The sequence below is a fragment of the Xanthobacter cornucopiae genome, from assembly GCF_043195065.2.
Taxonomy (GTDB): Bacteria; Pseudomonadota; Alphaproteobacteria; order Rhizobiales; family Xanthobacteraceae; genus Xanthobacter.
On sequence record NZ_CM195531.1, the window covers coordinates 1,460,293 to 1,472,873 of the forward strand.

Here is a 12,581-nt window from a genome sequence, read left to right on the forward strand (position 1 = left end):
CCCATGGAGCGCGCCCGGCCCTTCGAGTTCTCCATGTCCGAGATCGTCACCCGCTTCGCTCCCTCGCCCACCGGCTTCCTGCACATCGGGGGCGCCCGCACGGCGCTGTTCAACTGGCTCTACGCCAGGGCCAAGGGCGGCAGGATGCTGCTGCGCATCGAGGACACCGATCGCCAGCGCTCCACCAAGGAGGCCATCGACGCCATCCTGGAGGGCCTCTCCTGGCTCGGCATCACCTGGGACGGCGACCCTATCTACCAGTTCGCCCGCGCCGAGCGGCACCGCGCGGCGGTGGAGGAGATGTTGGCGAAGGGCAATGCGTATCGCTGCTATGCCTCCCCCGAGGAGTTGGAGGAGATGCGCGAACTCGCCCGCAAGGAGGGCCGCCCGCCGCGCTACGATGGCCGCTGGCGGGACCGCGACCCCTCCGAGGCGCCCAAGGACCGCAGCCCCGTGATCCGCCTCAAGGCCCCGCGCGAGGGTGAGACGGTGATCGACGACATGGTTCAGGGCCCGGTCACCTTCCCGAACAAGGACCTGGATGACCTGGTGCTGCTGCGCTCGGATGGCACCCCCACCTACATGCTGGCGGTGGTGGTGGACGACCACGACATGGGCGTCACCAACATCATCCGCGGCGACGACCATCTCACCAACGCCGCCCGCCAGACCCAGATCTACCGCGCGCTGGGCTGGGAGGTGCCGCGCATGGCGCACATCCCCCTCATCCACGGCCCCGACGGCGCCAAGCTCTCCAAGCGCCACGGCGCCCTGGGCGTCGATGCCTATCGCGACATGGGCTATCTGCCGGCGGCCCTGCGCAACTATCTGGTGCGCCTGGGCTGGAGCCACGGCGACCAGGAGGTGTTCTCCACGCAGGAAATGGTCAACTATTTCGACCTCGACAAGGTGGGCCGCTCCGCCGCCCGGTTCGACTTCCAGAAGCTGGAGAGCCTGAACGGCCAATATATGCGCGCCGCCTCCGACGCCGAGCTGCTGGCGGCCATCGACGCGCTGGTGCCGCACCTGCCGGACGCCGCCCATCGTCTCGCCCGCATGACGCCGGAGCGCCGCACGCAACTCGCCGCCGCCATGCCCGGCCTTAAGGAGCGGGCCAAGACGGTGGTGGAGTTGCTCGACAACGCCGAGTTCATCTTCGTGGACCGCCCTCTGCCGCTGGATGAGAAGGCCGAAGCCCTGCTCTCGGAGGCTGGCCGTGTGCATCTTGGAAAACTGGTGCCGTTGCTGGAGGCCGCCGACTGGACCGCCGCCGCCACCGAGGAGGTGGTGCGCGCCTATGCGGTCGAGGCCGGCGTGAAGCTGGGCGCGGTGGCGCAGCCGCTCCGGGCGGCGCTCACCGGCAAGTCCACCTCCCCGCCCATTTTCGACGTGCTCACCGTGCTCGGCCGCGCCGAGAGCCTGGCGCGGCTGAAGGACCAGGCGCGGTGATCGGCCTCAGGCGCGCCGCGCCGGAACCGGAACCGGTGGAGCTGGACCTGATGGGCCTGAAATGCCCGCTGCCGGCGCTGCGCACCCGCAAGGCGCTGGCGGCGCTGCCGGCCGGTGGCCGGCTGGTGGTGACCTGCACCGACCCCATGGCGGTCATCGACATCCCCCATGTGGCGCAGGAAACCGGCGCGGTGCTGGAAGAACGCGTGGTGGATGCCGGCCGCCTCACCTTCACCCTGCGCAAGGGCCATTGAACGCGAACGCCGAGGCGAATAACACCGCTCCCTTGTGGGCAATATCGCTGGCCGCGGCATGTGGGCCGTTGCGGACCGGTGCGAGCTATGATGCAGTGCAACTCAACACGGGCCCGGACCATGGGGGACGTCGTCCCCGCCTCCGGAGCCAGGGGGGATCGATGAAGCTTCCGCGTCAGTTCTTCAAGCCGCTCGCCATCGGCGCGCCCGCGCCCTATCGCGACCTGCCGGTGCGGCTCGAGCGCATGATTCACTTCGTGCCGCCGCACCTGGAGAAGATGCGCGCCAAGGTGCCGGATATCGCCCGCCAAGTGGACGTGGTGCTGGGCAACCTTGAGGATGCCATCCCCTCGGATGCCAAGGAAGCCGCCCGCAAGGGCTTCATCGAGATGGCGCAGGCCACCGACTTCGGCTCCACCGGCCTGTGGACCCGCATCAACTGCCTGAACAGCCCCTGGGTGCTCGACGACATCGTCGAGATCGTCACCGCCATCGGCAACAAGCTCGATGTCATCATGCTGCCGAAGGTGGAAGGCGCCTGGGACATCCATTACCTCGACCAGCTCCTGGCCCAGCTGGAGGCGAAGAACGGCGTCCGCAAGCCGATTCTCATCCACGCCATCCTGGAGACGGCCGAGGGCGTGAAGAACGTGGAGGAGATCGCCAGCGCCTCCCCGCGCATGCATGGCATGAGCCTGGGCCCGGCCGACCTGGCCGCCTCGCGCGCCATGAAGACCACCCGCGTCGGCGGCGGCCATCCCGACTACAAGGTGCTGGCCGACGCCAATGGCGACGCTCCCCGCGCCGGCTACCAGCAGGACCTGTGGCACTACACCGTCGGCAAGATGGTGGACGCCTGCGCCGCCAACGGCATCAAGCCCTTCTATGGCCCGTTCGGGGATTTCTCCGATCTCGCCGCCTGCGAGAGCCAGTTCCGCAATGCCTTCCTGCAGGGCTGCGTCGGCGCCTGGTCGCTGCACCCCACCCAGATCGACATCGCCAAGCGGGTGTTCTCGCCCGACCCCGGCGAGGTGGCGTTCGCCCTCAAGATCGTCGAGGCCATGCCCGACGGCTCCGGGGCGGTGATGATCGACGGCAAGATGCAGGACGATGCCACCTGGAAACAGGCGAAGGTGATCGTGGACCTGGCCCGGATCGTCGCGGCCAAGGATCCGGAAATGGGCAAGGCCTACGGCCTGTGACATAATCCGGCTAAGGACAAGGAGGCGGACGATGGGCGCACAACAGAAGACGAGCTCTCCCTCCGCCGTTGGCGCTGTGGAAGGGGTTGGGGCCATGGCCCCTCCCGCGGTGGTCGCGGCGACGGTCGAGGCTCCGCAGATGCGGTTGGCGAAGTTCCGGATCGGCGAGGTGGTGCGGCACAAGCACTTCCCGTTCCGCGGCGTGGTGTTCGACGTGGACCCGGTGTTCGACAATACCGAGGAATGGTGGCTGTCGATCCCCGAGGACATCCGCCCCGACAAGGACCAGCCCTTCTATCACCTGTTCGCGGAGAATGCGGACAGCGAGTACGTGGCCTATGTCTCCGAGCAGAATCTGGAGGCCGACACGTCGGAGGAGCCGGTTCGGCACCCCAAGGTCAACGAGGCCCTGCTGGACGACGGCGCAGGCGGTTGGCGGGTGCGGCCGGGCAGCCTGAACTGATTCCCACGCACGGCAGGAGGCAAGCCGGCCGCGCCGGTTCGCGCCCGCCGCGTGCAGCGTGCCCCAAGAGTGAGGCTCTCCCCCGCTCTGGTACGATACGACGCGCAAGACCCGCAGGGCGAGGTCTGATTCGCCACCGCCGGGAGAGGCGCCGCTGACGGGCACTCCACAAGACCAAACCCATGCCATCCCATGGCGATGTGGCGCCGGCTACAGGCCCATGCGGCCGCCGCCACATCGGGAATCGGGGCAAGCAGCGCCCCAATACGCCTGTGCCACATAGGTCCCCCGCGATCGGCCGGGCTCGTCAGGGCGCAAGCCCCTGCCCGCGCGTGCCGTGGCGGCGGGTTCTCCGGACGCTGAACACGCAAACGGCACGCGCCGGACGTGGCGCGCGCCGTTTTGATCTCACACGCCCTGCACCCCGAGGGCTCAGCCCCCAGGGCACGGAAGGCGTCATCGGCGGGCGAGCGTCAGCCTCACTTGGCGCTCACAGCCTCACTTGGCGCCCTGGGCGTTGGCCTTCTCCAGCTCCTGCCCCTTCTTCAGCAGCGCCGCCTTGTTCTGCTCATCCTGGGCCTGCTGCTTGGCGCGGGCCTCTTCCATGCGCTTCTTTTCCTGCTCGATGGCCACCTTGGCATCGACGCCGGGGCTGTCGTAGGCCTTGCCGAAATCGGCGTTCGACACCGGCAGGCTCAAGGTGCGGCCGACGCCGTTCACCATCTGCAGATAGACCGCATTGGCCTTCTTCAGCTTGGCGATGAAGCCGGCATCCACCTCCACGTCGCCGATGCAGGTGGCGCCGCCGCCCTGGATGGGATTGCAGATGACGAACGGAATGGAGACGGGCTCCTTGTCGAGCGTCAGGCGCAGGCCGGGCTGCAGGCGCATGCCGAGCGGCACCGAGACGTTGAGGCGCTTCTTCGGCTCGTCCTTCATCTCGATGATGTCGAGCTTGGCGATGGCCTGGCTCTCCACCCCGAGGATCTGGGTGAGCACGCACACCTGCTTCTTGTTCTCGGGATTCTCCTGGCAGATCTTCTGCCAGGGCGAGGCGGAGAACTTCACGTCGGCCTCGGCCGGCGCGCCGGCGGGAGCGCCGCCCTGGGCCCCGCCGGCGGGCTTCGCCGGCTGCGCCTGGGCGGCGGGCTTGGCGGGCTGCGCCTGGGAGAAAGCCGGGCCGGCCAGCGCCACAGTGAACAAAGTTGCGGCGACGCCCGCCGCGAGCCGCGCAATGGAATCGGTCTTCGTCATTGTGGCCTTTCCTGTGGTGCCTGCCGGTCGCTCACCTTCGCGCACGACGGCTGGCCCGCACCTGCTTCATGACCCGCGCTGTCTCTGGGCCAATTGAGGCAAGATGGTGGCGGGCCGCGAACTGTGCCTGCTGGGTTCGACTTTGCGTGCTACCTTGCCGACGAATAAGGCCAATACACGACCGAAGTCCGAGTGAACAAGTCGCATTCATCGGGACTGGGGCAAGCGACGGGGGCATCGGAAGCACTCATGCCGCGCAGATCGACACGAAAGAGGGATGCGTTGCCTCTCGCTGCGGCGCGGGCTTTGGCAGGGCTGGCGGCCGCGGCGTGGCTCGCCACCGTCTCGCCCGTGGCCGCCACCGCCGGCGAGACTGAGGAAAAGGGAGCACCGGCCATCGCCATGCGCGGCGCACCGGACCTGCCGGCGAACTTCTCCGCCCTGCCCTACGCCAATCCCGATGCGCCGAAGGGGGGCCGCCTCACGCTCTCCCTGGTGGGAACCTTCGACAGCCTCAACCCCTTCATCGTCAAGGGGTCGGCACCGGCGGTGGTACGGAATTACGTGGTCGAGCCGCTGATGGCCCGCTCGTTCGACGAGCCCTTCACCCTTTATCCGCTGCTGGCGCAGTCGGTGGCCACCGACCCGGCGCGGACCTTCGTGGAATTCACCCTCGATCCGCGCGCCCGTTTTTCCAACGGCGCGCCGGTGACAGCGGACGACGTGCTGTTCTCGTTCACCCTGCTGCGCGAGATGGGCCGGCCGAACCACCGGCTCTATTACGGCAAGGTGGCAAAAGCAGAGGCGCGCGACCCCCGCACCGTGCGTTTCACCTTCACCGCCCCGGATCGCGAGCTGCCGCTCATCATGGGCCTGATGCCGGTGCTGTCGCGCGCCAGCACCGATCCCGCGCGGTTCGAGGAGACCAGCCTCACCCCGCCGATCGGCTCCGGCCCCTACACCGTCGGCGCGGTGGACGCGGGCGCGTCCGTCACGCTGGCGCGCAACCCCGACTATTGGGGGCGCGACCTGCCGGTGAACCGCGGCCTCCACAATTTCGACACCCTGCATTTCGTCTATTTCCGCGACGGCAACACGGAATTCGAGGCCTTCAAGAAGGGCCTGATCGACGCCCGCTTCGAGAGCGATCCCTCGCGCTGGGAAACCGGCTACGACTTCCCCGCCGCCCGCGCCGGCGACGTGGTGAAGGAGGTCATCCCAACCGGTGTTCCGAAACCCTATTCCGCTTTGGTCTTCAACACCCGGCGGACATTGTTCGCCGACATCCGGGTGCGGCGCGCGCTGATCGAGCTGTTCGATTTCGAATGGCTGGATCGCAGTTTTTATCATGGCCTCTACCAACGCACAGCGAGCTTTTTCCAAGGCTCGGAGCTGTCCGCCCTGGGGCAGCCGGCGGACGCGCGCGAACGCGCCCTGCTGGCGCCGTTCCCCGATGCCGTGACGCCGGACGTGCTGGCCGGCACCTATCGCCCGCCAGTCTCCGACGGCACGGGGCGCGACCGCGAGCGCCTGCGCGCGGCCCTGGCGCTGCTGGGCGCCGCCGGATGGCAGCTGCGCCAGGGCAGCCTGGTGAATGGCGAGGGTGCGTCCTTCGACTTCGAGATCATGGTGGCGACCCGCGACCAGGAGCGGCTGGCCCTGGCCTACGCCGCCCAGTTGAAGCGCGCCGGCATCGTGGCGCGGGTGCGGTTCGTGGACGCGGTGCAGTTCGATGCCCGTCGCAATGCCTATGAGTTCGACATGGTGCCCTTCATCTGGGGCCAGTCCCTGTCGCCGGGAAACGAGCAGGCCTTTTATTTCGGCTCCGCCGCCGCCGATACGCCGGGCACGCGCAACTACATGGGCGCACGCAATCCCGCCGTGGATGCCGCCATCGCTGCCCTGATCGACGCCAGCGACGAGGACGCCTACGTGTCCGCCGCCCGGGCCCTGGACCGAACCCTGATGTCCGGCGCTTATGCCGTGCCGCTGTTCCACACCCCGGGCCAATGGCTCGCGCGCTGGACCCGGATCGCGCGGCCCGGGCGCGCTTCCCTTTATGGCACTTTGCCCGAAACCTGGTGGCGGGTGCCGGGCCGTTGACGGCACCCGTGACGCGCCTACTATGGCACCGCTCCCCGGCACAGATCGGCCGCATTCGCTGGCCAGTGTCCGGACGCCGCCCGCAGGGGCCCGGGGCGTGGCGTTCAGTGATCGGCGGATTTTCGCAGGCAGACTGTCGGGGAGGGAAATGATGGCCAACCTCCAGCGTGCGCCAGAAAACCTCGACATCGAACCGCGCCCGGCCTCCCCGCAGCCCCCGGCCGAGCCGCCGCGCGGCCCGTTCGCGCAGGGCGTTCGCCCCCGCATCGGCGGCGGCCCTGTCGCTACGCCCCGCCGGGGAAACGCCCGTGTCGACCGCGCCGTAGCGCTCCGGGCGCTGGCCATCTCCTGCGCGGTGGCGGTGGTCGTCCTGGGTGGCTTCTACACGCTGCACAGCCTCGGCTTTGGACGTACGGAGGAGGCCGGCCGCGACGCCGCCGCTCCCGGAGCCTCCGTCGCCCCCGCCGGCCTTGTCCCCACCACCGCCGCCGTTGCTCCCGCCGACGCCGCCGGAGAACCGGAACCGCCCGCTCCAGCCCCCGAGCCGGCCCCGGCATCCGCGCCGGCGGCACCGGTACCGGCCGGGCCCACCGCCGAAGACTTCGCGCGGCCTGCCTTTCTTGAGCCCATGTCCGCCGACAAAGCCGACGCCGATGCCACCGACGACCCCACCCCCGAGGTAGCCACCGCGGCCAAGCCGGCGACCGAGGCCGCCGACGGCACCGCCGCGCCCACGGGAGAAAACGGGCGCATCAACACCGCCATCAACCTGCGCAGCGCGCCACAGAAGGGCGCGGCGGTGCTGGCGACCCTGGAGGCCGGCACCAAGGTGACGGTCTATTCATGCAAGTTCTGGTGTGAGGTGGCGGCCAACGGCAAGCGGGGCTATGTATATCGTCGGGCGGTGGACCAATGACCCGCCCCGGAGCGCCCGTTCGGCCGGCGTGACGCGCATCGGCCCCTTGGCGGCGTCCGAAACGACGAACAGGAAGGATCAGCCATGAAGACGAGCATTGCGGCGGGAGCAGCCCTCCTCGCTCTGGCGCTGGCATCCACCGGAGCCTCCGCGCAGGGCGTGGTGCAGGGCGCCCAGCAGGGCGCGGACAAGGGCGCGGCGGCGGGCGACAAGGCTGCGGGGCCGGTGGGTGGCGCCGTGGGCGGCACTGTGGGCGCGGTCGGTGGCGGCGTCGCGGGCGGCGTGGTCGGTGGGGCCAAGGGCGCCGGCGAGGGCGCCACCGAGGGCGTGAAGGCCGGCGAGAAGGCGGCCGGCCCGGTGGGCGCCGTGGTCGGCGGCGCCGTGGGCGCGGTCGGCGGCACGGTCGGCGGCATCCTGGGCATCGACGGCAAGAAATAAGCCCGGCGGCAGCCTCGGGGCCAGGGCTTCGCCGGAGGCTTGAGCCTTCTGGAGGCTTGGTTCTTCAGGAGGCATCGAGCGCCGGGCTCCCGTCCGGCGCCACCGAGGGAACGGATCGCGCATGCCGGCTGCGTCGCGCGCAGCCGGCATGGCCGCGGGTCCGGAGAGGTCGATCTGGAACGCTCCTCAGCCGGGCTCGCGCCGTCCGGCGTTGGACGGCCGTGCGATGAGCGGGGGAAACGGCAGGCGGCGCGCAAGCAGCGGCCGCTCGGTTGTGCCCCGGCCTCACCGCGCCCGCCGGGCCTGGGCCGGGCTTCCTGGGCCGGGCTTCCTGGGCCGGGTTCCGACACCGGAGCCCATCGACCGGCCGGTGCCGCCGCGATGCCCCCTTGGCGGATGCCCCTTGGTGGAAGGCGCCAGGGGCGCGCCCCTGGCGCCGGCCTTCAAAGCCCCTTCTTCTGCGCCAGGGCCGCCAGCTTCTTCAAAATCGCCAACGTGCCCTTCAGCCGGGCATCGGCCGCCGGCCATTCGCGCAGGAACACCACCTTGAAGTCGGGGCGCACCTTGGCCTGAGACCCCTCCTGGGCAATGAGCTTCACCAGCCCCGAGGGGTCCGCGAACTCGTTGCCCCGGAAACCGAGCACCACTCCCTTGGGACCGGCATCCACCTTCTCCACATTGGCGGCGCGGGCCAGGGCCTTGATCTTGGCCAGTTGGATCAGATGCCCCACCTCCTGCGGCGCCGGGCCGAAGCGGTCGGTGAGCTCGGCGCTGAAGCCGTCAATCTCCTGGTCCTCCTGCAGGTCCGCCAGCCGGCGATAGAGCGCGAGGCGGACATGGAGGTCGGCCACATAGTCCTCGGGGATCAGCACCGGCGTGCCGATGGTGATGTTGGGCGACCACTTGTCGTCCACATAGTCGGTGATGCCGGCCTTGATGTGGGCGATCGCCTCCTGGAGCATCTCCTGGTACAGCTCGTAGCCCACCTCCTTGATGTGGCCCGACTGTTCGTCGCCCAGGAGGTTCCCGGCGCCGCGGATGTCGAGGTCATGGCTGGCGAGCTGGAAGCCGGCGCCCAGCGTTTCCAGCGATTGCAGCACCTTCAGCCGGCGTTCCGCCTGCGCCGTCACCGCCCGGGCCGCCGGCAGGGTGAAGATGGCATAGGCCCGGGCCTTGGCCCGGCCGACCCGGCCGCGCAGCTGGTAGAGCTGGGCAAGGCCGAACATGTCCGCCCGGTGCACGATGAGGGTGTTGGCATTGGGCACGTCGAGGCCCGACTCGACGATGGTGGTGGACAAAAGCACATCGTACTGGCCGTCGTAGAAGGCGGTCATGATGTCTTCCAGCGCCCCGGCGCCCATCTGGCCGTGCGCCACTGCCACCTTCACTTCCGGCACCGTCGCCGCCAGGAACTCCTGAACCTCCGCCAGGTTCTCGATGCGTGGCACCACATAGAAACTCTGGCCACCGCGATAGCGCTCCCGCAGCAGCGCTTCGCGCACGATGAGCGGGTCGAACGGGGTCACGAAGGTGCGCACCGCCAGCCGGTCCACCGGCGGCGTGGCGATGATGGACAGTTCGCGCACCCCGGTCATGGCGAGCTGGAGCGTGCGCGGGATGGGCGTGGCGGTGAGGGTGAGCACGTGCACCTCGGCCCGCAGCTGCTTCAGCCGCTCCTTGTGGCCGACGCCGAAATGCTGCTCCTCATCGACGATGACGAGGCCGAGGTCGCGGAACTGGATTGCCTTGCCCAACAGGGCATGGGTGCCCACCACGATGTCGACGGTGCCGTCGGCCAGCCCCTTCTTGACCGCCGTGAGATCCTTGCCCGTAACCATGCGCGAGGCCTGGGCGACCTGCACCGGCAGCCCCTTGAAGCGCTCGGAAAAGGTCTTGAAATGCTGGCGGGCCAGCAGGGTTGTGGGCACCACGACCGCCACCTGCTTGCCGGAGAGGGCCACCGCGAAAGCGGCCCGCAAGGCCACCTCGGTCTTGCCGAAGCCCACGTCGCCGCACACCAGGCGATCCATGGGATGGCCGGAGCCCAGGTCGTCCAGCACGGCGCCGATGGCGGCTTCCTGGTCGTCGGTCTCCTCATAGGGGAAGCGGGCGCGGAACTCGTCATAGAGGCCGGCGGCGGGCACCAGCCGGGGCGCCTCGCCGAGCTGGCGCTGGGCAGCGATCTTGATGAGGCCGGCAGCCATCTCGCGGATGCGCTTCTTCATGCGCGCCTTGCGCGCCTGCCAGGCCCCGCCGCCCAGCTTGTCCAGCTGGGCCTCGGTGTCCTCCGAGCCGTAGCGCGAGAGCAGCTCCAGGTTTTCCACCGGCAGGAACAGCTTGTCGCCGCCCGCGTAGTGAATTTCCAGGCAGTCGTGGGGCGCGCCCATGGCCTCGATGGTCTTCAGGCCGATGAAGCGGCCGATGCCATGGTCCACATGCACCACCAGGTCGCCGGCGGTGAGGGCGGTGAGCTCGGAAATGACATCCTGGGGCTTCCGCGCCTTGCGCTTTGGGCGCACCAGACGGTCGCCGAGAATGTCCTGTTCGCCGATGAGCGCGAAGTCGGGGGTCTCGAACCCGGCCTCGACGCCATAGACAGCGAGCGCCACCTGGGTCTTGGGAAAGGCGCCGAGGCTGTCGAAGCGGGAGATGGGGGCGGCCCCCGTCAGCCCGTGGTCCGCCAGCACCGTGCCGAGCCGCTCGCGCGAGCCCTCCGACCAGCCGGCAAGGATGACCTTCTTGCTCTTCTGCAGCTCGCGCACATGGGCGACGGCGGCGTCGAACACGTTGCCTTCCGGATCGGCCCGCTCGGCGGCGAAGGAATGGCCCTTGGTGCCGCCCACGTCGATCACCTCGCCCCGGGCGGTGCCGGCCGGCGGCGGGGCGAAGGGCGACAGATGGGCGGTGCGGGCGGCGGCGACGCGCGCGGTCCATTCCGCACCGGTGAGATAGAGCCGGTTGGGCGGCAGCGGATTATAGACCGCGCCACCCGCCGGATGGTCCAGCGCCTCCTTGCGGGCGGCATAATAATCGGCGATCTGCGCCACCCGCTCACCCGCCACCTCGTCCACCAGCGGGTCGAGCACGATGGGGCTTTGCGACACATAGTCGAACAGCGTGTCCATGTGCTCGTGGAACAGCGGTAGCCAATGTTCCATGCCGGCGTGGCGGCGCCCCTCGCTGACCGCCTCGTAGAGGGTGTCGCCCTTCTGCGCCGCGCCGAACTCCGCCACATAGGCCATGCGGAAGCGCTTCATGGTGGCGGTGGTGAGCTGGAACTCGGCCATGGGCACCAGCTCCAGCGACCGGAGCTGGCCGGTGGTGCGCTGGGTCTCCGGGTCGAAGGCGCGGATGCTCTCCAGCGTGTCGCCGAAGAAATCGAGCCGGATGGGGGCGTCGAGGCCTGGGGGATAAAGGTCGATCAGCCCGCCGCGCACCGCATATTCGCCGGTGTCGCGCACGGTGGGCGTGCGCAGGAAGCCGTTCTGCTCCGCCCAGGCGGTGACGCCATCGAGGGCGATGGCATTGCCCGGCGCCGCCGAGAGCGATTGCGCCGCCACCAGCGTCCGGGCCGGCACCCGCTGCACCGTGGCGTTCACGGTGGTGAGCAGCACCGCCGCGCCACCCCCCTTCACCCGGGCGAGGCGCGCCAGCGTCGCCATGCGCCGGGCCGAAATGGCGGCGTTGGGCGAGGCCCGGTCATAGGGCAGGCAATCCCAGGACGGGAAAGCGTGAACCTCCACCTCTGGGGCAAAGAAAGCGAGGCCCCGCTCCAGCGCCGCCATGCGCTGGCCATCGCGGCAGATGACGGTGAGCGCCGGCCAGGGCCCGTTCTTCTCGGCGGCGACGGCGCGGGCGAGATCCCCCACCACCAGGCCCTCCATGCCCTCCGCGACGCGGGCGAGGGTCAGGGGCCGGCCTTGCACCAGCGCTTCGGCAAGCAGGCGGGGACGCTTCACGGGATCAACTCCGGGGGCACGGGGGCGGCGGGAGCGGGTGTCGCGCGCATCAACCCGCGTCAACCGCTCCGGACATTTCGAGCGCAAGCGCTGCCGCGGCCCTGGCGGCGGCGGGACGGCCTGCCCTTCTCACTCTTAGGCATCTTCCCTCACGCGCGCCCGCCGCTGCTGCGGATGGGGACGCGCCCAAGGCGGACGGCGGACGGCGGCAGGCCTATGCGGAGAGGCCGCGCCCGTCGTCGTGGAACCCCTTCATGCGGGCGAACAGAGGTGTATCGTATTCGGCCGGCAGCGGCTTGGTTTCAGAAATCCAGGAGAAGATGTCCTGGTCCTGGGCATCGATCAGGGCCTCGAAATCGGCGAGCTCGACCTCTGAAAGACCCGTGATCTCGGCATCGGCAAACTTGCCCATGATCAGATCCATCTCGCGCATGCCCCGATGCCAGGCACGATAGAGCAGCCGCTTGCGACGCGGATCGAGATCGGCGCTGGAGCGCGGTGAGCCGGACATGAACGCGGTCTCCAAATAAAGGCGGCGGCCGG

The 12,581-nt window shown here is 69.6% G+C and carries 10 protein-coding genes; 7 read left to right on the top strand and 3 right to left on the bottom strand.

The annotated features are described in order from the left end of the window. The first annotated feature begins 33 nt into the window (after nucleotides 1-33). The 4 genes from gltX to hspQ all read left to right on the top strand — a co-directional run bounded on the left by gltX (nucleotide 34) and on the right by hspQ (nucleotide 3,368). Nucleotides 34-1,449 carry a glutamate--tRNA ligase gene (gene gltX, locus V5F53_RS06590; protein ID WP_393996754.1) on the top strand — a complete coding sequence of 472 codons (1,416 nt, stop codon included), beginning with the start codon at nucleotides 34-36 and terminating at the stop codon, nucleotides 1,447-1,449. A 50-nt stretch (nucleotides 1,450-1,499) separates the two neighbouring features. After that, nucleotides 1,500-1,703, top strand: coding sequence for a sulfurtransferase TusA family protein (locus V5F53_RS06595; protein ID WP_393996812.1), 204 nt, complete (start codon nucleotides 1,500-1,502; stop codon nucleotides 1,701-1,703). Nucleotides 1,704-1,864: 161 nt separating this feature from the next. Further along, complete coding sequence (locus tag V5F53_RS06600) at nucleotides 1,865-2,905, top strand: HpcH/HpaI aldolase/citrate lyase family protein (protein ID WP_393996753.1); 1,041 nt, start codon at nucleotides 1,865-1,867, stop codon at nucleotides 2,903-2,905. Between the two features lie 94 nt (nucleotides 2,906-2,999). Next, nucleotides 3,000-3,368, top strand: a complete 369-nt coding sequence (gene hspQ / locus V5F53_RS06605) for a heat shock protein HspQ (RefSeq protein WP_393996752.1) — start codon at nucleotides 3,000-3,002, stop codon at nucleotides 3,366-3,368. Between the two features lie 498 nt (nucleotides 3,369-3,866). Here the strand turns inward: hspQ and V5F53_RS06610 are convergent, their stop codons facing one another. After that, on the bottom strand, nucleotides 3,867-4,622 hold the full coding sequence (locus tag V5F53_RS06610) for an invasion associated locus B family protein (protein WP_393996751.1): 756 nt from the start codon (nucleotides 4,620-4,622) through the stop codon (nucleotides 3,867-3,869). Between the two features lie 249 nt (nucleotides 4,623-4,871). On the opposite strand from V5F53_RS06610, the gene V5F53_RS06615 reads away from it, so the two are divergent. The 3 genes from V5F53_RS06615 to V5F53_RS06625 all read left to right on the top strand — a co-directional run bounded on the left by V5F53_RS06615 (nucleotide 4,872) and on the right by V5F53_RS06625 (nucleotide 8,079). Then, entirely contained in the window at nucleotides 4,872-6,725 is a 1,854-nt protein-coding gene (locus tag V5F53_RS06615; protein ID WP_393996750.1) for an extracellular solute-binding protein, read from the top strand. Nucleotides 6,726-6,873: 148 nt separating this feature from the next. Then, on the top strand, nucleotides 6,874-7,641 hold the full coding sequence (locus V5F53_RS06620; RefSeq protein ID WP_393996749.1) for an SH3 domain-containing protein: 768 nt from the start codon (nucleotides 6,874-6,876) through the stop codon (nucleotides 7,639-7,641). A gap of 84 nt (nucleotides 7,642-7,725) precedes the next feature. Then, nucleotides 7,726-8,079 carry a hypothetical protein gene (locus V5F53_RS06625; RefSeq protein ID WP_393996748.1) on the top strand — a complete coding sequence of 118 codons (354 nt, stop codon included), beginning with the start codon at nucleotides 7,726-7,728 and terminating at the stop codon, nucleotides 8,077-8,079. 443 nt (nucleotides 8,080-8,522) lie between these two features. On the opposite strand, the gene mfd is transcribed toward V5F53_RS06625, so the two are convergent. Further along, a complete protein-coding gene (gene mfd / locus V5F53_RS06630; protein ID WP_393996747.1) occupies nucleotides 8,523-12,038 on the bottom strand; it encodes a transcription-repair coupling factor in 3,516 nt (1,171 codons plus the stop codon). Between the two features lie 214 nt (nucleotides 12,039-12,252). Continuing rightward, nucleotides 12,253-12,549 carry an FAD assembly factor SdhE gene (locus V5F53_RS06635; protein ID WP_393996746.1) on the bottom strand — a complete coding sequence of 99 codons (297 nt, stop codon included), beginning with the start codon at nucleotides 12,547-12,549 and terminating at the stop codon, nucleotides 12,253-12,255. Nucleotides 12,550-12,581 lie beyond the last annotated feature (32 nt).